This is a genomic window from Methylocaldum sp. (genome assembly GCF_035627495.1).
Lineage (GTDB): Bacteria > Pseudomonadota > Gammaproteobacteria > Methylococcales > Methylococcaceae > Methylocaldum.
Genome location: NZ_DASPLO010000183.1, coordinates 1 through 22,261 on the forward strand (window position 1 = coordinate 1; position 22,261 = coordinate 22,261).

Genomic DNA, 22,261 nt, shown 5'->3' on the forward strand with positions numbered 1-22,261 from the left:
CCTCCAGTTGTTCGCGTTCAGCGGGTGTGATGACCAGTTCGGCTTTCGGGCGGCCGTTTTTCATTGGGTATCTCCTCAAATCTAAAGACACCCAGAAATTAAGCAAGATTTATGCTACGTATTAATGGGACAGGACGCTAGACGATTATGACGTCTGAATCAGGATGGTGAAAGGAAAGCCAAATGGCGGAGCAATGAGGCGCTAACGGAGGCCCGGAAAACGGGGGTGCAAATACCCGCTGAGGGTTAGCTATTGCGGCGATTTTGGAGGTGCGCCCGAACCCGGTGCGCCGCTGGGAGAGTCGGGAGCGGGACGACGGCGACACGGCACTCGCCGTGCAAAAATGCGAGCGCCATAAGGGGAAACAGCAGCGCCTCGATGCCGGCACCGATGCCCGGTTTGCGCAGCAACGCCTGTCGATGAGCCGCGCGCGTCCAGATGGAAAGGGCGGAAATTCGCAGGGCGACGAGACCGGGATTGAACGGGATGGTCGAACGAGGCTACGCCCCACCGGTCGATTGCCCGTGGTGCTAAAGCCGACAGAGAAGCTCCGGTTGAACCTCATCTCTAAATCGGACGTCGTGCCTTTTTGAGGCCTCAACTCCCCCAAATACCCGCGAAGATGAGTGTTGGGGCGGAATACAGACTGGTATTGCCCTGGATGGGCGGATTCGCCGAGGACATTGAGTTGAATGTCCGCTCTGTCACCGAGTTACTGCCAGGGTTTCATAACAAACGGAGGGTTCTCGATGTGCTCAGAAGAGCGTTCAGCAAATGGCTGGGATGTTGATCTTAGCATTTTCGAAGTACTGCTAATTGATCGGGGAACTGCATGAATGGCAAACATCTCGTGTCTATTATCATCCCAGTTTACAATGCGGTCACGTATGTCCGTGAAACTATAGAAAGCGCCTTATCTCAGACATACTCACCCTGTGAAATCATAGTTGTCAATGATGGATCAACGGATGGCAGCCTTGACATACTTAACAAGTACAGTGAGAGAATAACAATAATCTCACAACTTAATAAGGGTGTTTCGGGTGCAAGGAATCGTGGTGTTAGGGAAAGCCGTGGTAAATATATCGCATTTCTTGATTCGGATGATATCTGGGATAAAAACAAGATTGAACGACAAGTCAATATACTGGAATCCCACCCAGATTGTTTTATGACATATTGCGATCATCGTATCATAGATGCCGTTGGTAACATTACCGGCATGAGCGGAGCAACTCAGTTTTTCAGAGCATCAGGTCAAGTTCTAAAAGCCATGCTGCAGGGTTCATTTATCATAAGCCCAACAGTTACCTTAGTCCGGCGTTCTGCATTTGAAAAAGCCGGTGGATTTGATGAAACACTTCATAAAAGTGAAGATTATGATTTGTGGCTTCGTCTGGCACTGTTTGGCCCAATTCTATATCAGCTTGAAACACTCGCCAGTTACCGCAGGCACGATAAAAATACATATACTGGACCAAATCTAGAAAGTTCCATAGCCAGAATGAATGCGATAAAAAAAATTGCATTATCACCCACTTGCGAAGTAACGGAATACCGAGCTGCTTGCGCCGATGCCTTATTGAAGGCCATGCTAAATGTTGCATGGCACTACAGGATTAATCGCCAGCAAATTAAGGCCTTTATCACTCATTTACAAATTATTAAATTGTGGCCATTGAACATAAGGCACTATTTGAATGCAATGAAGTCACTCGTACCCAAGACTGCAGTGAATGACGCTCCGTACACCAATAGATTATGAGCAATTGCAGATGCGAATAAGTTTCTGTTTTCATATTCACACACGACACTTATGCCAAATTATTTAAACAATCTTGTCATTAGCACGGCCAAGTTGCTCGGATATTCAATAATCCCAAACTGGCGCATGCCAGCTTATGCACTCTCAACCCACCTGCGCACTTTGTTTGATAAGTACAAAATCGACACCGTGCTCGATGTTGGTGCCAACGCTGGACAATACAGGGACTTGTTACGGCATGAAGTTGGTTTCAACGGCCAAATCATCTCATTTGAACCGATCGCGGATTTGGCTGCTCTACTGAGGAGTCGTTCAGAGAACGACCCAAGCTGGCACATTAACGCATACGCCCTCGGCAGTGAAAACACTACAAAAAATATTAACATCATGGCAGACAGTAAATTCAGTTCGTTCCTTGAACCGGACAACAAGCTCACACCTAAATACCGTTCTAAAAATATTGTCAGTCGTCAAATGTCGGTTAATATACATCGGCTTGACGACATATTTTCAAACCTTCGTGAAGCATATTCTATTCGAAATGCTTACCTCAAATTGGACACTCAGGGATACGATTTGGAAGTGCTCAAAGGCGGCCGTAACACACTGCGTGAAATCATTGCTGTACAAAGCGAAATCTCCTTTCGTCCCGTTTACGAAGGCATGCCAGATTTTCTCACATCCTTTTCCGAATTTGGTCAGAATGGCTTTAGTGTTTCCGGAATATTTCCGGTAGGCTTGGATTCATCGCTCAAGCTTATCGAGGCCGACTGCGTCATGGTGAAATGTTGTTAATAGCATTTACCCAATAAGGGGCACCTCGCCCTTCGTCTGGTAAAAAGCAGCCAGAATATCTGTGCGTGATAGTTTTTCCCCGAAGCGCCTTGCCCCAGATGGAGCGAAGTCATCGAAAGAGCCAGGTACAAGTCCGAAAGATTAAAGACGGCAAACTCTTCCACAGTCTTGATGAGTCGCTTGATAAACATATTCTCCAAACTGTGATAACAATGCATATTACAATTGAGCATGACTTAGCCGAATTATCTTCCGTTTGTAACTAAAATTAATGCAAGCAAGCTTTTTCACACCTTCATATATCGGCGATCTTGATCGTGCCGTATGGATGCGCAGAAGTATAAGGAAGTATTTCAAGAGTAATTGTCAGCATATTATTGCAGTACCTAAGGAACATATGCCCGAGTTTCGCTCGGCACTAAAAGACGACAAGGATGTTGAAATCGTCAGCCAGCAGGATGTCGTTTCCGAATTATTTTATCCGGATTTTCTTTATAAATTGATCGGCAAGATCGCCAAGCATCAGCTTTGGCGGTTTGAGAAGCATGCCGGCCGTCCGGGTTGGATTATCCAACAGATCGTCAAACTTGCTTGCAATCACTGGGTCGATGAAGGGGCAGTCGTGTTTATCGACTCCGATTTGATTTTCATCAGGCCGTTTGACTTAATGGATCTTGGACTGACGGATACCACCAGGACTCTAGTAAGAATCACCCCAAAAGATGAAAGCAGCAAACATCGAAGTCACGTGGATCAGTCACGCAGAATCTTGTCGCTACCACCGGGCTCGTCCGAACACCACTATATGGCTTACCCGACTATCTGGTATGTCGATTGGCTAAAAGAGTTGCATAATTATATCCAAAATACCGCTAATTCAGACTGGCAAAAAGCTATGTACACAGCCAAGCATATTTCAGAATACACCATCTATGGGGTATTCGTGGAAGAAGTGCTTAAACCTGCCAACCTCTCTATACGGGCAAGGCCATTCAATATCATCGCGTGGGACTTAGCTTCTTTCGAAAGCACGAAAACCAGAATGCTAAATGCAGAGGATTCCGAGGACGACAGGATCAGCTTGGTGATTCAATCAAACCTCAAGATTCCAACCTCGGCATACGAAGATTTGCTCCGTCACATTATTTGCCAGTAGCATCATGAAATACCCGACGGAATCTTCTATTAATCCGATTTCGGCAGGAATTCATTCTGTATGAGCCTGATTTCTGCAATCGTTACAACCCAGAATAGGCCCGCGCTGTTGGATGAGGCTCTCCTGAGCCTTATAAATCAGTCGCTGCCGCCTTCGGAAATCATTGTTGTTGATGATGGCTCGCATCCACGAGTCAACGCTGAAACATTAACGTCTAAATTCGGCAACACCGTCCGGGTGGTGCGTAATGAGGAAGCACGAGGTTTGGCCTTCTCCAGAAATCGGGGAGTCGAAGCGGCGACGAGCGAATTCATAGTGCATCTGGATGATGACGATTTGTTATCGCCACAGGCGATTGATCATGCCTGCGCCCTGCTATCCAGCGACCCAGAACTCGATCTGGTGTTCCTTGGCGCACAAGGATTCGGCGCTCGTTCCGAACATTTCAACAGAGTTCAGCCGGAGGCTGTTGCGCGTGTCATTACTTCCGGGATGGGCCGCGAAGACCCTCAGGATATCGTTTCATTCGACAAGTGGCTTATTGTCGCCCTGCTCCTAACCGTTCCGATTGCCTTTCAACGTGTCGTGTTAAGGCGCGAGACTTGGTCACAAATCAGCGCCCTGCGCTGGCGTGCTTATCAAATTGAACCTGATGTTCCAGACGATGAAGCCGCCAAACTTCGCATAATAGGTCCGCTTAGAGATTCGGAATGGGCCATCTATGCCGCGGCGATATGCGGTAAGACGGCTTTAATCAATCGTCCGCTTTATTTACAGCGCTGCGAGGGTCAGGGTTATTCGTCGCAACCCGCCAATATCGAGCAACACATGCTGCAGGGATTGGCCATCAAAAATCAGCTGTTTCGCGCATCTCTATCGCTGCCCGAGTTTGGCAAATGGAAGAAACAAATACGCGATAGTATCGCGTCCGCCTATTTCGATACCGCCTACTATTACTTTCGCCATGGCAAGCGAGGAACCTCATTACGCTATCTTCGACAAGCCCTTTTTATAAGTCAAAAGCCTGCTTATATTCGATTTGCGTTTCGAATGTGGCTTCCCAGAAGACGAGCTCACATTGAGTAATGGCTATTACGCCTTTATATGGGTTTAGGGGATATTTATGCGACGATGTCGGGCGTCTACGCTTGAGTATAAAAACAGGCTTTTCAGCATTGCCGCCCTCTTTGACATACTCATATCGTATTATTGAATACCCGGTTTGCGTTCTTATATTCGGCACCAATTATCTAAATTGATATATTCACATGGACGCCAGCATCATCGTTTGCACTTACAACCGCGCAGAATCCCTCCGGGATACCCTGACAGCTCTCATGCAACTGAATACCAGGCCTGAGTTGAGCTGGGAGGTTATCATCGTAGACAACAATTCCAAGGATCACACGAGGCGTGTGGTAGAGGAATTCCATCAGGCATGGCCGAAGCTGCGCTATGAATTCGAACTTCAGCAAGGGTTATCGCACGCGCGCAACCGCGGCATTGCCGCTGCGAATGGCGAGGTGCTGCTCTTTACCGACGATGATGTGCTGCCCGAATCCGATTGGCTGGAAACCACGCTTGCCGGGTTGGAAAAGTATCAAGCGGATGCCTGTGGTGGCTATATTGCCCCGATTTGGGAGATCCCTCCTCCCTATTGGCTGACCGAACGTTTTTACGGCTTTCTCGCCGTGCGCACCGATCGCACCGACGACTATCCCATTGAAACCCCGTCTCAGGCGCCTTTTGGCGCCAACATGGCGTTTCGCCGTCAAATATTCGATAAAGTCGGCTACTTTGACACGAACCGCGGTCGTAGGGGCGAGGTACTCGCAAGCGGCGAGGACATCGAACTGTTCGAACGCATTCTGGCTGCGGGTTTAAAGGCGGTATTCCTCGGTCAATCCCGCGTGAGCCACAAGGTTGAAGCCTACCGCTGCACCAAGCGTTACCTGCGACGCTGGCGGTTTCAAACCAGCAGGAATCTGGCCGTCAGTAAGGGGCTGCCCGGCAGTCGCCGGATTTTCAACATACCTTTTTACCTGTTTCCTCAGTTGATGCGTGCGGCACGGGGAGTCATCACCGGTCGGTTTACCTTACCGGCCGATGAGGCCTTTTATAGGGAGATGCTTCTGTGTCATTTTCTGGGCGCCATACAAGGTCTGTACCTTAGCCGGCATGTAAGCATCCATGGCTGAAATGCGTTTTTCAATTATCGCCACGGTACGCAACGAGGCCGCATCGATTCGGGATTTCGTTGACTCGCTGCTCAACCAGAGCCGAGTGCCGGATGAAATCGTCATCGTCGATGGCGCGAGCACCGACGGCACCAGGGAAATACTCGAGGACTATGCCGCACGCGGGTGGCTGCGCGTCATTTCCCGGCCCTGTAATATCGCCGAGGGTAGAAATCTTGGGATTTCCGCCGCTACCGGCACGCATTTGGCGGTCACCGATGCCGGATGCCGGGTAGACCCTGACTGGCTAGCCAATATCGCGCAGTGTTTTGAGGCTATTCCGCGGCCGGATGTCGTTGCCGGCAATTTCCGCTTCGAAACGCATACGCCATTCGAAGAAGCCGTGGTGCTGGCCACCTTTCAACCCAATCGTGACGAGACGCTGGCGGCGCGCTACTTTCCCTCTAGTCGATCGGTCGCTTTTACCAAGGTTGCCTGGGAGAAAGCCGGAGGCTATCCCGAATGGCTTTATGCCGCGGAAGACACCTTATTCAACATAAGGATGCGGCAGCTGGGATTTCGCTTCGCATTTTGCCGCGATGCGATTGTTCGTTGGCGGCCACGGGAAAGCTGGCGTGCGTTGGCTCGGCAGCGTATCAATTTTTCGCGCGGCAATGCACGCGTTGGTATTGGAACCTCGGGATATCTCATCAACTTGCGGATACACGGAGCCATTGCCGCGCTTCTCGTGTCAGGTTTCTGGTTTTTGCCAACGATCGCTGTTGCTCTTGCCCTGTTTGGGTGGCACATACATAAACATCTTTGGCCTCAAGTTCTTAGAACCACATCTCCAGACGATTGGCGCATGCGTTTGCGTGTGCTGGCGGTCATGGAATTTGTTCGCATCGTCAACGTCCACGGGTTTTTGCGGGGGCGTTGGGATCGCATAACCGATCCCACTTATGTCGAACAGCAGATTCAATATATGGACGTCGCCTCGGTTGACGACCTCGACCTCTCCAACCCACCCGGCAGATATCGAAAAAAGCGGCTCGATCTGCCGCCCGATCGTGACTTTTTGTTCGGGGTTGCGTTGGCGATTTTCACCGTCAGCTGTGGGTTGATTGCGTGCTTTGTCAGCGGCTACTCGCATGGGCCTGAACTGCTCCCTGCTGTGGCAGTGGCGGCTGTGGGCACGGCGGCGCTATTGGCCAAGTCGCTATTGGATTTCTCGCAGACCGGGCCGCGCATTCCAGAAGAGGTCCTCACGCATTACCGGCGCTACACCCTGTTTGCACTCGCCCGCCTGTCGGGCTGGGCATTCGCCCTAATGTTGTTTACCGGGAGCGCGGGCGTGCTTCTGTATGCCATGCTCAACATCAGCTTAAGCGGCGAGTGGTCAAACGTATTTGCTGCAGTTGCTGCAACTCTTGGGATTCTGGCCGCGGTTACGCTGCAATTTATCCGCAAGCTGCGCTTCAACCCAGGGCTGCTGGTGGCGTCCATGCACTACCGTATGAGCCGTTTTTACCGCTTGTGGCGCTGGATTACGCCGGGCCGGATTTATTTTATCCAGTCAGCCGGGGGCGCTGTCGCCGCGCTGCTGCTGACAGTAGCCACATGGCAACTGGCCAAGCAGAACCAGATTATAGAAATCCTGGCATTATGGGCAGCCATGTTGTTCTATGCAGGTACGATCGCCTGGGTAGCCTGGATGCCCGAAGCACGTCCCCCGCGCAGTTCCACCGCCCGCGCCGCCGATGCCCCGCCAAATATCCTGATGATCGGTTCAGATACGCTGCGGGCCGATCGGCTGAGCGCGCTAGGCTACCATCGCGCCCTCACACCGCATATCGATCAGCTGGCTAAACAAGGGACGTTGTTTGCCAACTGCTATGTGCCCTGTGCCCGCACGGCACCCAGCCTGATTTCACTCATGACCGGCACTTGGCCGCACACTCACGGCATTCGCGATAATTTCGTCGCCGATGAGGATACCCGGCTCAAAGTCAATGCCCTCCCCAATCTGCTTAAGGCCCAAGATTATCGCACCGCCGCCATCTCTGATTGGTGTGGCGCGGACATGGGGAAATTCTCCTTCGGCTTTGATTACACTGATCTGCCGGAAGATCAGTGGAATCTTAAATACCTGATCCGGCAGGGGCCCAAGGATTTACGTCTTTTTTTATCACTGTTCACCCACAACCGGTTGGGACGATTACTGTTGCCCGAAATCTATTACCTGGGTGGCGTACCCCTCACCCAGCCGATGGGATGCCGTGCGCGCCGGCTGGTTTCGCGCCTGGCGGAAAGCGCACAACCCTTCTTCCTTAACGTGTTTTATTCCACAACGCACCCGCCGTTTGCTTCCGAATGGCCGTGGTACACGCGCTTCGCCGATCCGGCTTACTCGGGAGAGTCCAAGTTCGCCATGGCGCGGCTGACCGACCCCTTCGATATCATCCGTCGCCAGGGTGCGCCGAAAGAGGAGTTCGACCTTGATCAAATCATTGATCTGTACGACGGCTGCGTAGCCGAATTCGATGACGAAGTCGGCAAGATGCTGCGCCACGTCGATGCCTGCGGACTCGCGGGCAATACTATCGTGGTTGTCTACTCTGACCATGGGATGGAATTCTTCGAGCACGAGACTTGGGGCCAAGGCAATTCCGCAGTCGGAGATTTCAGCCCGCGAATCCCGCTGCTGGTTCATGACCCGCGCCGAATCGGTGGGGGTGTCGTGGACAGAGTCGTACGCAGCATCGACTTGGCGCCGACACTAATGCAATTGGTCGGAGTGCCGTCGCCAAGCACGATGGATGGCGTTCCGCTCGCTGACTGCCTGGATCAAACCAAGCATTGTCTAGACATTGTTGCCTTCAATGAAACCGGCATCTGGATTGCCGATATCCCCGGCCTGCCGGAACGGCATGTGCGCTACCCCGATTTGTTCGAACTGCTGGAAGTACCGAATCGGGCAACAGGTACACTAGCTATTAAGCTTCAATATCAAAACATTACGCTCATAGCTAAAGATCGTATGCTCCGCAGCGGACGCTGGAAGCTCGTTTACCAGCCGCTCACGGAGGGGTATTTACTACAACTGTTCGATCTGGAAACAGATCCGGATTGCCGGCGGAATCTCGCAGCCAACGAAACGGTAATTGCCGCGCAGCTTTGGGCTCAGCTCGAGGCATGGATGTCCCAGGACCTGGTAGGTGGCTTTTTTCGGGATAGGCGTAAATCCGTGGGTTAGTGAGTGGAGGGGCGGCGGCTGCCGGTTGGCATGCTCGATTCAGGATTTACATGGCCTTGCCGCTCAGCCTTCGGTAAACCTCGGCGGTCTATACCGGGAGCCTACCTTGGTAGGCAGGAACAAGTTCGGTGAGTACGGACAGATTGGCGCTGCGAGTCATCCGCGCACCATGGAGAGCACATTTCGCACACTCCTCAGGCCGGGACTTTCCCATATGGACGGCAACACCGCTCGCAACGCATCGCCCCGACGGCCTGCGCGCGTTAACGCGCAGCCCAGGTTGAATCGACCCTCTCGGAGCCGCGTTTGCACGCCCCGACGAATTACGTCGGGGAAAGCGCGGGCGGCATCGGCTAGAGCGGTCAGGGTGCGCACATTGTCGATCTGGGCGTGCAAGGGATCGCGCCGGGTCGCGCTAGCATCGTGGATGAGATAGGCCGCCAGTGGCGCGCACGCCACGCCCACGCGTTGGCTGACGGCGCATAGCTTGACCAGGAAAAAGACGTCCTCGCACACGCGATAGCCAGTGGGATATCCCCCTAGATTTAGAAAAGTCACGCGCGGCAACGAGAGCGTATGGGTGTCGCCAAAATGATCGGCGACAAAGGATTCGAATTCGTCGGCCATCATGACCACGGTTTCTTCGCCCGCCGCCTTGGCCAGCATGGCACGGCCGGAGTCGTGGATTTCCATGGAACCGGAGATGCGGTTGCCGTCGGGCCGGCAGTAGTCATAATCGCCGGTCAGGAAATCCAGGCCGGCGTCGCGCTCTATCCATTCGGCATGGCGTCGCAGGCGATCCGGGTAATACCAGTCATCGGCATCCAGGAATGCCAGCCAGTCGCCCGTGGCGGCCTGAGCGCCCCGGTTGCGGGCGGCGGAAACGCCGGCATTGTCTTGACGAAGATAGCGTATACGATCACCAAAAGCGGCGATCTTAGCGGCGGTAGCATCGCTGGACCCGTCGTCTACTACGATGATCTCGTGCGCGGGCCAGGTCTGGGCCAGAACCGATTCAATGGCTCGGACAATGAAGCCCTCGGCATTGTAAGCCGGAATGATGACCGAGAACGAGGGACGGTTCATGCTCGGGTGCTTGTGTTCGAAATAATCGCAACAGCCGACAGCATATAGGCTAGGCCGCTTAGGCGGGCAAGTTTCCAGAAACGGGACAGGGCTCTCAAGCGCGCGAACCAGGCGCTGTAACGGCGGGCAAAACCTTGCTCCAACCAATCGCCGCCATGGCGAAACTGCTCGGCCAACTCCGCGCAGGACGAGAAACGCAGGTCCGGGAAGCGCGCCAAAGCCTGGGTCAATAGTCTGTCGACTTCCGCGACAGCCGCATCCGCCTGTCGTCCGGTGAAATTGAATCGGTGGGTCTCCAGCAGGCACGGGCGCCCTTGGGTAAGCTTGGTCGCCAGAGCGGCAAGCGCTCGCTCCGCCCTATGTCCATAGGCGGGCTCAAAGTAAGCATCGCGCACCAGGTAAATCATGCCCCCCTCTCCCCTCTCTCCATTTCGGATCGGCATGTTAGGGCCGATGAGATCCCCGGCTTCATTACGCGCCTCGTACCGGCGCCCGGGCGTAATTACGCAATGGATGCCCGCCTCGGCCCAAGCCCGCTCCACAGTGCGATTCCAGATAAACGTGGGCGGCACGGCCACCCTGGGCGGCTCACCGAGGATGCGTACGTAAGCCTCTGCCTCCTCACTCACGGCTAAGCGAGTCGCACCTTCGGAAAGAGAAACCGAAGGCAGGCGCGAGGCATCCGTCCAGCGCGATTGCAGCGCACTGGGCAGCGATTCGGTTTCTAGACTAGCCGGCGTGGTGAGCCACGTGCACACCTCCTCATGCTCGGCGGCAGCGTGCATCAGGGCTGGCGGCCAGTAATGGGCTGCTCCATGGAGTTGCGGCGCGAAAACGTTTCGATCGCGTCCTGCAAGCATGGCTTTCAAGTGGGCTGCAAAGGGCTCTGCATCCAGCCAGAGGGCGGCATAATCACTCGCATTACATCGGCTGATAGTGATCGCATCCGGCACGGACAGTGTTACGCCTAAAGTCATGACCGCAGGATGACCGGTGCAATCGCGATGTTTGGCCAGGCACGCCGACAGACGTTCTAGAGCATCGGCATGATGCGCCGGGCCAGGCCCCCAATCGTCGCTTTCGACGATCAAAACAGGATTGCGGAGGACCGGTTCGCGCCATAAGGCGATTAACGGCCGGCGGTAGAGGATGGCTAGAAACGCGCTGCCGAGCAGCATCCAGAGCAGTAATGCCTTGACAATCAAAGCTCATATCCCATTCGCTGAGCAACGTCCGCTACGTCCGAAAGCGTGCTTTCGATGCGTTCCCGGTTTTCCTTATCCCGCCATTTCGAAGCGCGAATTTCGGAAAACGCATTGTAAGGCTTCGCCAATACCGTGGCGCAATGTCGCCGCATATGTTCATCGAACGAAAGCCCTGCTTTTGCGAATGCATCGGCGAAACCGGTCACGGGGTCGTTGAGCAATTCTTCGTAAACGATGTCAATCCATTGATCCGGAGGAATTTGCTCCTTGGCTTCAAGAATCGCTTCATTCATCGTCCGGTACTGGAAAGCGCAAACTTCTTCTAAGCTGGCATTGACATAATCACGCCAGCCTTCGGCGAGAAAAAAACACCAGCGGGTGAATCGCCCTTGCTCTATAGCGACTTCTACCGGAAGTGTATTTGACCACGTCGCGAATTCGTCGGCCCGCTTCCAACCCTCCATAAGCGAATGCAGGTTATCGCCCGGACTGCGCTTAACGTAAACGAAGACGGCATCCGGGAACAGTTGTCTCAAGTAGGGAATAGAAAGGCCGTTCTGATTGTTCTTATCGACGAAACGACGCTTCCCGGTGTGTACAAAAAAATAGCGCGCCACGAAGTCACGATCTTGAGGCGCAGCCATGCAGGGATCGATAGCATGCGTATCCCAATTTCTTTCGGAGGGCGGATGCAAAGTCGCCCAGAAATCATGGGTTTCCCGCTGAAGACTTCCTAGCTTGCGGCACTCTGAAAACGTCTTGTAAACCAGTGTCGTCCCGGCTCGACTGCATCCCACCACGAATATGGGCTTTTCCACCGACGGCTTTGCGACTTTCCAGCGTGTTCCACGCACGATGCGCGAAAAATTCGCTGCGTAATAACGTGTGGTTTTTCCGGCCTTGACCCAAAAGTTGTCGGTTTCCATTGGCCCCCAATTAATAATGCAAATTTAATATTCGCCATCGCCTGTCACGAAAATCGTCTTGGCTTGGCCCGCCCGCTTTCTCTCAGGCCGACAAAGCCTGGATTCAAAATCGAGTAACCGCTTATCCTATATACTTTGTCCCAAAATTAACAAATTCAGCGGCCGAATCATGAGTGGTATCTGTGGATGGATAAATAATCGCCTTCAGTTAGAAGCGGCGAAGCCCGTCATCTCCTTGATGGCCGATCAACTGTTACTAAACTCGTCCCAAAAGATGCAAACCGCGGTAGACACAATGTGTTTGATCGCCGCTGCGGGACTCCCGAATCAAACTAGTGTTTTTTCCACGCAACACCGAATCGCCGCCTGCCATGGCCGCCCTCGGTGGAAATTAGCCGAGCTCGCCAAGATCGCCGAAAGACGAGGGCACGCAGCGGCGCTCAGCGATGGTTATTCCGAACACGGAGCCGATATTTTCCAGTATCTCCTCGGCTCTTTCTCACTGGTAATCGCGGACACACAGCAAAGGCGCTGCCTGATAGCCATCGATCGCATGGGGATCAGCCCTTTGTATTATAGCGTTCGCAACGGACAGTTGATTTTTGGATCCGACGCGCGCTGCATTAAACAGCATCCTGATGCCGACAGGAGCATAAACAACCAAGCGATCTTCGATTATTTGTACTTTCATATGGTGCCGAGTCCGCACAGCATTTTCTCCTCACAGGAAAAGCTGCTACCCGGACAATATCTCATTTTTGACAATGAGAACATTAAAAAGGAGTTTTACTGGCAACCCAATTTTTCTGAAACGAAACATCCCCAGAATCAACTAGAAGCGCTATTGCGGGAAAAGTTGAACACAGCGGTTGGCGAGGCACTGGATGGATCGAAAACCGGTACTTTTCTAAGCGGGGGAACTGATAGTTCGACAATAGCCGGCCTTTACCGCCAAATCGCCGCGAGTCCGGTCGATACATATAGTATCGGCTTTGCTGCCGAGGGTTTTGACGAAACGGAATATGCGCGTATTGCCGCGAAGCATTTTTCGCTTACGGCTCACGAATATTATTTGAAACCGCAAGATGTCGCGGACGCCATACCGATTATCGCACGCGCTTATGATGAACCCTTTGGCAATGCCTCTGCGGTCCCGACTTATTACTGCGCGAAAGCTGCGAGGACAGACGGTTTAGATACCCTCCTGGCCGGGGACGGCGGGGATGAGCTATTCGGTGGCAATGCACGATATGCCAAACAGAAAATCTTTCATCTTTACTCCACCATTCCTGGAACTATTCGGCACTCGGTTCTAGAGCCTCTGATTTTCAATTTTCCATTGGGCTCCAAGCTTGCTCCCATTGCTAAAGCGCAAAGCTATATTAATCAAGCGAATATACCTTTGCCGGAACGAATGGAAAGCTACAATTTTTTAAACCGTTTTGCTTTGGAAAACATATTCGCTGGCGAGTTTTTATCCAAGATCAATCCAGCTCGACCTGGCATGAATCTCCAGGAAGTTTATCGCAGGGCAAACGCCAGTGACATACTAAACAGAATGTTATTCTTGGATTGGAAAATTACCTTAGCCGATAATGATTTGCGAAAAGTTAACCGCATGTGCGAATTAGCCGGCATCGACGTTCGTTATCCCATGTTAAACGATGACCTTGTCGAATTCAGCACTCACATACCACCATCATTGATGGTCAAACATTTGAAACTACGGTATTTCTTTAAGAAAGCTCTTGAAGAATTCCTGCCTAAAGAAATCTTGGAAAAAAGCAAACATGGGTTCGGTTTGCCTTTTGGCATTTGGATGAACGATTATGAGCCATTACGGGAAATTGCCAACGAAAGTTTGGCAAAATTCTCCGATCGTGGATTCGTTCAACGAACGTTTATTCGACAGCTGCTAAATGAGCATCGAAGCCATCCCTCTTACTACGGCACCATGATTTGGGTAATAGTGATGCTAGAGCAATGGCTTAGTTGCAATCAGTAATATATAAGAATCACACATAAATATAGAGACTAATCCAGGTTATATCCTATATTAAGATATATCAAGCGATGAGGAATATGGCCGGCTCAACAGGCTGGGTATTCAAAGTGAAAGGACGCGATCCATTTTAGACAAGCATATAACGCTGTCTGTTTTGTTTTTATTTGCGCAAATCCTTAAGCTAAGGATTCGAGATTAACCGTTCGATTATTGCTCCGGCAGTTAAATGAGAATCATGCCTTGAGTCGAATTCTGAGTTTTTCATTTTATATCAATGCCTTGAGGTGATGTCCATTTGGTTAAAATCACCCTTTAATTGCCGAAGCAATAAGCTCAGTTCCTGGCTCGATGCCCTGCTCAATAACAAATCATAATGGCTCACTTGCTCTACTTTGAAGACGACGCTCCTTTGGCATTCCTGATAAAAGCGCGTCTTACAAAACTCGGTCACCGCGTAGATATCGCCGCAAACGGCGAGGAAGTCCTTGAAAAGCTGGCTAAGGAACAGTACGACCTGGCAATCCTTAATCATTTGATGCCCAGGAAAGACGGCCTGGCTACTCTCCGGGAAATGCTGGCTTTGCCGTTTGCCCCTCCGGCCATTATGGTTTCGGGAGGCAATGCCCTTGACGTCGCTGTCCAAGCAATACAACTCGGCGCCGCGGATTACATCGTAAAGGATGAGCAGGGAACGTTCATCGATCTTTTACCATCGATTATTCAAAAGGTTCTCGACCGACAGCGCTTGCTTGATGCCCAGAAGGAATCGGAAAAGCGGGATCGGATTGCGGCGACCGTCTTCCATAATGCCGCCGAAGGCGTCCTGATTACCGATGCCGAAACGCGGATTATCGCGGTCAATCCCGCATTCAGCTCGATTACCGGTTATACGACCGAAGAAGTCGTAGGCAATACACCGTCGATTTTAAGCTCCGGCAAACACGATAAAGAGTTTTACCGGCGCATGTGGGAGTCCATCGATCTGACCGGTCAATGGCAGGGAGAGATCTGGAATAAACGGAAGAATAACGACATTTATCCCCAGTGGCTCACCATCAATGTCGTGCGAGACACAGAAGGCCGATTGCTGAACTACATCGCGACTGTTTCGGATATTACAGAACGCAAGCAAATCGAGGATCGGCTCCGCAATCTGGCTCATTACGATACATTGACAGGGCTTCCTAACCGGGAGTTGTTCAACACGCGACTGAACGAGGCCATCAACCGGACGAGGCACAACAATACCGACCTTGCGTTGCTGTTCATCGACCTCGACCGATTCAAGACCGTCAATGACTCGCTGGGGCATAACGCCGGCGACGAATTACTTCGGCAGGTTGCTGCCCGCTTGAAGCAATCGGTACGGGAAAGCGACGTTACGGCACGACTAGGAGGCGATGAATTCACCGTGATCCTAGAAAACATGACGGAGCCGCAAAAGGCCGAAATCGTTGCACAAAAGATTATCCATGCACTGAACAAGCCGGTTAACCTGCACGGCCATCAGATTTTCATCTCGCCGAGCATCGGAATTGCGTTTTATCCGTCCGACGCCACCGATATCGAGGAATTGGTCAAGAATGCCGACCGGGCCATGTATACGGCTAAGCGAGAGGGTCGCAACACCTTCAAATTCTATTCGCCCGGCATGAACGCCGCGGCTTTGGAGCGTCTCGCATTGGAAACGCAACTTCGGTGGGCCTTGGAGAAGAATCAGTTCGTCCTGAACTATCAACCGCAAATCGATCTTCAAACTGGCGCCGTCATCGGCGTCGAAGCCCTCATTCGCTGGGATCACCCCGACTTAGGACTGGTACCGCCGGATCAATTCATACCCTTGCTCGAGGAAACCAACCTAATCCTGCCGGTAGGCGAATGGGTTTTGCGGACGGGGTGTCGGCAACTGAGGGAATGGCACACGCTCGGGCTATATCCGTTGCGTCTGGCTGCAAATATTTCCGTACGGCAGTATCGCCTCGATCATCTTGTTCCGCTCCTGGACGCCATCATTGCAGAAACGCAAGTCGATCCAAGCTGCCTGGAACTGGAAATTACCGAAAGCATCATGATCGAAAACCTCGACGCCACGTTGCAAATCTTCGAGGCATTCCGCAAACGAGGGATCAGAATTTCGATCGACGACTTCGGCACCGGCTATTCCTCGCTAAGCTATTTGCAAAGGCTGCCGATCGACGCGCTGAAGATCGACCGCTCGTTTATCCAGAACATCCATACTTCGGCGAGCGACATGACGATTACCAAAGCCATCATCTCACTCGCACACAGCTTGGGAATCAAGGTCATTGCAGAAGGCATCGAGAATTCGCGTCACCTAGACCTTCTAAGGGAAGAACACTGCGAAGAGGGACAAGGCTACTTCATTAATCAGCCCTTGCCTGCACCCATTCTGACCAATTGGCTGCGGCATCATGTATCGTCTTGCCAAGACATCCATGATAGGGCAACCATCACAACCGAATAAGTTAACGCGGACGTTTTCACTGCACTCCCCTAGTCGCACGCTGTCCAACGTGGACTAGATGGGCGTTAGCGAATGAAAATCGGAGATACAAACGATGCAACAGAAACGGGCAACGCCGAACAATTCCTTCATGGCGTCCCCTCTCTCAAGGACGGCGGCGGCATCATCGGAGCGCAGAACCTTTTCAAGCTTTGCAAAACGATTTCGGAAACCGGGTTTTCCCGGTGTAAGACTTACTACGAAGTGAATTAAGACAGAACAAGCTCGTTAGCTCATAAGCGTCTACTTGTCTCGCTAGAGCCAAGGTATTATCTTACGGTGTGATCTGGCCGCCATTAGGCAACTCTAGCCCGGCCTCCCCCATACCGCATCCTGATACTTCGGTTGCGCCCAAACTATCCCGATCACTCCGACAGCCATAATCAGAAATACCCGAGAGGAGCCTATGCCAAATTGGAAACGACTGCTGATGTTCATCGCTGCCGCCGTGTTTGTTTTGGCTGTAGCGCTTTTGACATCCGCCATCGCTTTGACAAATTTCATAGTGGATTACTGGTGGCACGATGAACTCGGCTACGGCGGGTATTTTTGGCTCAAGATTCTGTATCGCTATATTCTGTGGGCCAGCGTTACTTTGTTCTTTTTCTTCATCTTTTTCCTGAATTTCTGGGCCGCCTCCCGTTATCTCGGTGTAGATCAGACCGCTTTCGCCAGCCTAGGCCATACCGAAGGAACCCGCTACCGGCGATTGTTGAAACTCTTCCAGACCGGCTCTTTGCGGGTTTACACGCCATTATCCTTCATCTTGGCTGTTCTCATCGCGATTCCATTCTACAAACAGTGGAATGCCGCCCTGCTGTTCTTGTTCGCGCCCAGTGCCGGAGTTTTCGATCCGGTATTCGGGAATGATGTCAGCTTTTACATGTTCTCCTATCCGATCTTTGCACTGATTCAAAAGGAATTGCTCATCGCATCGGTCATTGCGACGCTGGCTATCGCACTCCTTTATTGGCTGGAGCATCGGTTACTTCCGGGCGAAAAAAGGGAGTGGCCTATCGGCGCAAGAATTCACCTAAGCGGCCTGGTCATCATCACGTCTCTGATCGTGGCGTGGGGTTTCATTCTTGACCGCTTCGGACTGCTGTACACGGACGTCCACGAGCCCCAGTTCTTCGGTCCGGGCTTTATCGAACTCCGCTACCACTTGCCATTGATCTGGTTATCCGTTTTGACCTTGATCGGCGCGGTGATAGCCGGATTGGTCTATATCCACAGAGGCAAAGGATTAACCGCCGTAGTCGGTCTAGCAATCATTTTTGCAATCTCTTTGGGATTTCGTCAGATCGGCTTTATTCCCGCGATGATCGACCGGTTCGTGGTCAAGCCGAATCCGGTCAAAATCGAACAAGAGTTCATGCAAAACAATATCAATGCGACCCTTGCCGCCTATGATCTGAACGATATCAAGACCATCGATGTAATGCCGAGCCTTCCTGACCAAGACATTCTCGATCAAGCCTTCCGCGAACACTTGTACAACATTCCAGTCTGGGATCCCGAATACCTTGACGACGTCTATTCGCAAATGCAGGGCATTCGCCCCTACTACCGCTTTCCGGACGTGGACATTGCGCGCTATGTGATCAATGGCCGACTCGAACAGGTGAATCTATCCGCGCGCGAAGTCAACATCGCTAAGCTGCCGCCTGAGGCTCAGAATTGGGAAAACACCCATCTCCGCTACACCCATGGCTACGGTACGGTCATTACGCCAGCCGCTCAGGACGGAGAAACACCAATGAAGTGGTTTCTCCGCGACTTGACCCTGCAGTCCGGTGTCGGCTTCACCGTCGAGAAACCCGATATCTATTTCGGCGAAGAGAACTTAACCTACGCGATTGTGCCGAACCAACTCAACGTCGTAGGCATTTCCAGCTTCGACGAGGAATCCAGCTACAACTATACCGGCAGTGGCGGAGTGCCGATCTCCTCGCTCTTCCGGAGGCTGCTATTCGCAATTTATTTCCGGGACGAGAAACTGTTTTTTTCGGTCAATATACGCGGCGATAGCCGGGCACTGTTCCACCGCAATGTCGTCGATCGGATCAAGAGACTCACACCTTACTTGTCCTTGGACAACGATCCCTATGCCGTCGTCACGCCGAAGCGTATTTACTGGATCGTGGACGCGTATACGACTTCCGGCCTGTATCCGGTCTCAAAAACCTCGATCACCCGCTTCAATCGCGACGGTGAGGATAAGCAATTCAATTACATCCGCAACTCGGTCAAGATCGTCATCGATGCCTTCGACGGTAATGTCGACTACTACGTCGCGAATCCGAACGATCCCATCATCCAGGGCTACAGAAAAGCTTATCCGGGGGTCTTCAAGGATATGAGCGCCATGCTGCCGATGCTCAGAGAGCAACTTCGCTATCCTAAAGATATGTTCACGACGCAGATGAGCATCTACGCCCGGTATCATCAAACCAACCCGGCTCTGTTCTTCCAACAGGCAGAGACCTGGGATTTTGCCATGGTCAACGATACCGCCATGAAGCCCTTTTTCTTCACGACTTATCTGTTGGAGGGACTTCGTGAACCGGAAAATTTCGTCCTGATCAACCCAATGACCCCCATAGGACGGAGCAACCTCAGCGTGTTGGCTGTCGCGGGTACGCCAGCCGCCAGAGGACGCACCGATTTTTCCAAGGAGATTGTTCTCTACAGATTCAGCCGTGAGGTTCAAGTCGAAGGCCCGTCGCAAGTTAGCGCTCTGATCGACCAAGATCCGGAGATCGCGAGACAATTCGCCCTCTGGGACCAAAAGGGATCGCACGTACTGCGCGGCCGCATCATCGTCCTGCCAGTGGGCCGATCGGTCTTGTATGTGCAGCCGGTTTATATCGTCTCGACCGGCACCACGAGAATCCCTGAGCTACAACGCATCATTCTGTCGATGGGGAACGTCGTCATCATGGATGCGTCTTTGGAAAGGGGAATGGAAAGACTCCAAGAGCGGCTGAAGGAGATAGGCCCCCAAGTACCGCCTAGCCCTCCGACGGTGCCTGTGGAGCCGCCGCCGAAACTGCCGGAATTCCGGCCCATGTAAGGCGAAACGACTTTATACGTGCCGGAAGGGTTTCGAGAAGTTCACGGGGTTGAAAGGGAAGCAAGAAGAGCCGCTTCCGGGATCAACCGCCGTGACCAGTTTTGGAGAAAGAATCAATAGACGGTTATGGAGCTTTAGGCGCAAGTTCAGTTGGCAAGGATAGTTCCGGTTTTTCAGTCGCTTGCGCATCGACCGGTGCCGCAATGTCGGCGCCGGACTTGGAACGGCGTACGGGCAAGGCCGGGAGCTCGTTCTCCGTTTCTCCGGGAATAATCGGTGATGCCTCACCGTCTGCCCCAGCCGATTCCGGAGCCTCGTCCTCTTCCAAAGCTTCTAAAGTATCCAACTTGTCTTCGAAGGTGGATCCGGTATCAACTGAAATCAGGCATTTCTCCGGCAAAGCCAATTTGTGTCCAGCCTCGGAAAACACGATTTTTAAAGCCCCCTTCAAGGAGCGTGACCCGGCGATTAAGTATTGTTCCTTGACCGAATAATCCAATAACGCCGAATCCACTTGATCGCCTACCTTAAATTTCAATGGCGTTGCTATGGCATCGTCCAAACCGCCTTGCGAGAAAAAGGCTTCGAGCTTCAATGTATCTCCAGTCGGGACACCAACGCCGCTGCCCGTAGCGAAAAAACCTTGCAATTTGGCGCGCGCCATGACCTTTCCATTGATACCAGGAGGAAACTCATGCTCGAATTTGATTGTGACCTCCTGTTTGATCGGTGACTTGGCAATGAAGGTTGCATTCGCGATGCTGACCGAATTCTGTCGCGAGCCGTTGTAGCAAATCCTGGGGGTTTGACCGGGTTTATCAGCCTCGATTCGTATACCCCGATAATCACCGGCTATATCGACACAGCTTTCGCCCGGCCGTTGAGGCTCGAGCCGGGTGCCCTGAATATCAACCATCAGCCCGGAAGAAACACCGGGCAAGAAAGACAGTAAAATAAACGAGGCGGATAAACGTTTTTTCCAAGGCATTGATGTTCCTCTAGTCGTTTTCATATCCCACAACAATACCGGACACTGCGGGCATCATGGCGTGGGGATGTCGGTCACTCGAAATATAGCCAAGCTTCGCGTGAATGTCTCCAGTGAATCACATCCAGAAGAGCTCGACTACATCCCGATAAGCGAAGGATTCTAAGAATGGCCCTCTATCAATTCGGTAATCTGACATGACGGATATCATCATCATCGGCGGCGGTGTCATCGGACTCATGACCGCACGCGAACTCATGCAATCGGGCGCTCGTGTCCTTATCCTTGAAAGGCAGGCTATCGGTCGGGAATCCTCGTGGGCAGGCGGCGGGATACTCAGTCCGCTCTATCCCTGGCGAACCGTAGAACCGATCATTCAACTATGGCTTCGGAGCCACGCCGAATATCCGAAGCTAGCCGAAATCCTACAATACCGCACCGGAATCGATCCGGAATGGCTGAAGAGCGGGTTATTGATTGCCGACTGCGAGAACGAGCATCTTGCCGAAACTTGGTGCGAAAGCCACGGAATGGCATACGACCGGCCCGATCTCGCACACTTCCGTGCACTGGAGCCTGCCGTGCGATTTACCCCGAGTTCCCCCGTCTTCCTGCCCGAAATCGCTCAAATCAGAAATCCCAGACTACTCCGCGCGTTGTGCTCAGAGGTGCTTGCAGACGGTGCACGGATTTCCGAACACCAGACGGTCACCGAAGTGGCCACGAGCGGCACCAGCATAACGCACGTTAGTACCGGAGATAAAACCTACTCCGCCGACCACTACGTCATTACCGCGGGAGCTTGGTCGGGTATGATCAGCGATCGATTTTTTGCCTCGCCGCGCCTGAAAGTAGAACCGGTGAAGGGACAGATGATTGTCTTCTCGGCCGAACCAGGCTTGCTTAGGCATATCATTCTAAATCAAGGGCGCTACTTGATTCCCCGAAAAGACGGAAGGATTTTAGCGGGCAGTACGTTGGAATACGCGAACTTCGACAAGAGCACTACGGAATCCGCACGCAGTGAGCTTGCGGAATTCGCCTACACCGTGCTTCCGGCACTTCGCTCCTGCGCCATCGAAAAACACTGGGCAGGGCTACGCCCCGGCTCACCTACCGGTATTCCCTATATAGGCCAACATCCCGAGATTCAAAATTTATATTTTAATTGCGGCCACTTCCGCAATGGATTCGCGATGGCTCCCGCGTCAGCCCGTCTCTTGGCCGACCTTCTCCTTGCCCGCTCGCCTGTTGTGCCTCCGGCGCCCTATTCTCTCGTCGCCGAGCATTGATACCTTGTG

Annotated in this window: 16 protein-coding genes; 12 read left to right on the forward strand and 4 right to left on the reverse strand. The window is 52.3% G+C overall.

Going from position 1 to position 22,261, the window contains the following annotated elements; translation table 11 throughout:
• Nucleotides 1-270: 270 nt before the first annotated feature.
• The 7 genes from VEB01_RS16815 to VEB01_RS16845 all read left to right on the forward strand — a co-directional run bounded on the left by VEB01_RS16815 (nucleotide 271) and on the right by VEB01_RS16845 (nucleotide 9,150).
• On the forward strand, nucleotides 271-594 hold the full coding sequence (locus VEB01_RS16815; protein ID WP_324877432.1) for a hypothetical protein: 324 nt from the start codon (nucleotides 271-273) through the stop codon (nucleotides 592-594).
• Nucleotides 595-833: 239 nt separating this feature from the next.
• Nucleotides 834-1,766, forward strand: coding sequence for a glycosyltransferase (locus VEB01_RS16820; protein WP_324877434.1), 933 nt, complete (start codon nucleotides 834-836; stop codon nucleotides 1,764-1,766).
• A 126-nt stretch (nucleotides 1,767-1,892) separates the two neighbouring features.
• Nucleotides 1,893-2,561, forward strand: coding sequence for an FkbM family methyltransferase (locus VEB01_RS16825; RefSeq protein ID WP_324877436.1), 669 nt, complete (start codon nucleotides 1,893-1,895; stop codon nucleotides 2,559-2,561).
• A gap of 271 nt (nucleotides 2,562-2,832) precedes the next feature.
• Entirely contained in the window at nucleotides 2,833-3,717 is an 885-nt protein-coding gene (locus VEB01_RS16830; RefSeq protein WP_324877437.1) for a DUF6492 family protein, read from the forward strand.
• Nucleotides 3,718-3,777: 60 nt separating this feature from the next.
• On the forward strand, nucleotides 3,778-4,803 hold the full coding sequence (locus VEB01_RS16835) for a glycosyltransferase family 2 protein (RefSeq protein WP_324877439.1): 1,026 nt from the start codon (nucleotides 3,778-3,780) through the stop codon (nucleotides 4,801-4,803).
• 182 nt (nucleotides 4,804-4,985) lie between these two features.
• Complete coding sequence (locus tag VEB01_RS16840; RefSeq protein ID WP_324877441.1) at nucleotides 4,986-5,915, forward strand: glycosyltransferase; 930 nt, start codon at nucleotides 4,986-4,988, stop codon at nucleotides 5,913-5,915.
• Nucleotides 5,908-9,150, forward strand: a complete 3,243-nt coding sequence (locus VEB01_RS16845) for a sulfatase-like hydrolase/transferase (protein ID WP_324877442.1) — start codon at nucleotides 5,908-5,910, stop codon at nucleotides 9,148-9,150. The genes VEB01_RS16840 and VEB01_RS16845 overlap by 8 nt, the downstream gene beginning before the upstream one ends.
• A gap of 156 nt (nucleotides 9,151-9,306) precedes the next feature.
• Here the strand turns inward: VEB01_RS16845 and VEB01_RS16850 are convergent, their stop codons facing one another.
• From VEB01_RS16850 to VEB01_RS16860, 3 genes are read right to left on the reverse strand one after another with little or no spacing between them, the layout of a single operon-like run.
• Nucleotides 9,307-10,236, reverse strand: coding sequence for a glycosyltransferase family 2 protein (locus VEB01_RS16850; RefSeq protein WP_324877444.1), 930 nt, complete (start codon nucleotides 10,234-10,236; stop codon nucleotides 9,307-9,309).
• Entirely contained in the window at nucleotides 10,233-11,441 is a 1,209-nt protein-coding gene (locus VEB01_RS16855) for a hypothetical protein (protein WP_324877446.1), read from the reverse strand. The genes VEB01_RS16850 and VEB01_RS16855 overlap by 4 nt, the downstream gene beginning before the upstream one ends.
• Nucleotides 11,438-12,367, reverse strand: coding sequence for a sulfotransferase family protein (locus tag VEB01_RS16860; RefSeq protein WP_324877448.1), 930 nt, complete (start codon nucleotides 12,365-12,367; stop codon nucleotides 11,438-11,440). The genes VEB01_RS16855 and VEB01_RS16860 overlap by 4 nt, the downstream gene beginning before the upstream one ends.
• 169 nt (nucleotides 12,368-12,536) lie before the next feature.
• Here VEB01_RS16860 and VEB01_RS16865 point away from each other — a divergent pair, with 169 nt between their 5' ends.
• The 4 genes from VEB01_RS16865 to VEB01_RS16880 all read left to right on the forward strand — a co-directional run bounded on the left by VEB01_RS16865 (nucleotide 12,537) and on the right by VEB01_RS16880 (nucleotide 19,972).
• Nucleotides 12,537-14,372, forward strand: coding sequence for an asparagine synthetase B family protein (locus VEB01_RS16865; protein ID WP_324877450.1), 1,836 nt, complete (start codon nucleotides 12,537-12,539; stop codon nucleotides 14,370-14,372).
• A 373-nt stretch (nucleotides 14,373-14,745) separates the two neighbouring features.
• A complete protein-coding gene (locus VEB01_RS16870) occupies nucleotides 14,746-16,857 on the forward strand; it encodes an EAL domain-containing response regulator (RefSeq protein ID WP_324877452.1) in 2,112 nt (703 codons plus the stop codon).
• A 72-nt stretch (nucleotides 16,858-16,929) separates the two neighbouring features.
• Entirely contained in the window at nucleotides 16,930-17,109 is a 180-nt protein-coding gene (locus VEB01_RS16875) for a hypothetical protein (protein ID WP_324877455.1), read from the forward strand.
• A 193-nt stretch (nucleotides 17,110-17,302) separates the two neighbouring features.
• The gene (locus VEB01_RS16880) at nucleotides 17,303-19,972 is read left to right on the forward strand and encodes a UPF0182 family protein (protein ID WP_324877457.1); all 2,670 of its coding nucleotides are present in this window, start codon (nucleotides 17,303-17,305) and stop codon (nucleotides 19,970-19,972) included.
• Between the two features lie 124 nt (nucleotides 19,973-20,096).
• Here VEB01_RS16880 and VEB01_RS16885 read toward each other — a convergent pair whose 3' ends face one another.
• Nucleotides 20,097-20,960, reverse strand: a complete 864-nt coding sequence (locus VEB01_RS16885) for a hypothetical protein (protein ID WP_324877459.1) — start codon at nucleotides 20,958-20,960, stop codon at nucleotides 20,097-20,099.
• Nucleotides 20,961-21,157: 197 nt separating this feature from the next.
• Between VEB01_RS16885 and thiO the strand changes: the two genes are divergently transcribed.
• Nucleotides 21,158-22,252, forward strand: a complete 1,095-nt coding sequence (thiO, locus tag VEB01_RS16890) for a glycine oxidase ThiO (protein WP_324877461.1) — start codon at nucleotides 21,158-21,160, stop codon at nucleotides 22,250-22,252.
• The last annotated feature ends 9 nt before the right edge of the window (nucleotides 22,253-22,261 follow it).

Coding starts and splice junctions, on each gene's coding strand:
- VEB01_RS16865 (WP_324877450.1), top strand. CDS start 12,537: ATGAGTGGTATCTGTGGATGGATAAATAATCGCCTTCAGTTAGAAGCG.
- thiO (WP_324877461.1), top strand. CDS start 21,158: ATGACGGATATCATCATCATCGGCGGCGGTGTCATCGGACTCATGACC.
- VEB01_RS16850 (WP_324877444.1), bottom strand. CDS start 10,236: ATGAACCGTCCCTCGTTCTCGGTCATCATTCCGGCTTACAATGCCGAG.
- VEB01_RS16885 (WP_324877459.1), bottom strand. CDS start 20,960: ATGCCTTGGAAAAAACGTTTATCCGCCTCGTTTATTTTACTGTCTTTC.
- VEB01_RS16840 (WP_324877441.1), top strand. CDS start 4,986: ATGGACGCCAGCATCATCGTTTGCACTTACAACCGCGCAGAATCCCTC.
- VEB01_RS16820 (WP_324877434.1), top strand. CDS start 834: ATGAATGGCAAACATCTCGTGTCTATTATCATCCCAGTTTACAATGCG.
- VEB01_RS16870 (WP_324877452.1), top strand. CDS start 14,746: ATGGCTCACTTGCTCTACTTTGAAGACGACGCTCCTTTGGCATTCCTG.
- VEB01_RS16875 (WP_324877455.1), top strand. CDS start 16,930: ATGAAAATCGGAGATACAAACGATGCAACAGAAACGGGCAACGCCGAA.
- VEB01_RS16825 (WP_324877436.1), top strand. CDS start 1,893: ATGCCAGCTTATGCACTCTCAACCCACCTGCGCACTTTGTTTGATAAG.
- VEB01_RS16860 (WP_324877448.1), bottom strand. CDS start 12,367: ATGGAAACCGACAACTTTTGGGTCAAGGCCGGAAAAACCACACGTTAT.
- VEB01_RS16835 (WP_324877439.1), top strand. CDS start 3,778: ATGAGCCTGATTTCTGCAATCGTTACAACCCAGAATAGGCCCGCGCTG.
- VEB01_RS16880 (WP_324877457.1), top strand. CDS start 17,303: ATGCCAAATTGGAAACGACTGCTGATGTTCATCGCTGCCGCCGTGTTT.
- VEB01_RS16830 (WP_324877437.1), top strand. CDS start 2,833: ATGCAAGCAAGCTTTTTCACACCTTCATATATCGGCGATCTTGATCGT.
- VEB01_RS16845 (WP_324877442.1), top strand. CDS start 5,908: ATGGCTGAAATGCGTTTTTCAATTATCGCCACGGTACGCAACGAGGCC.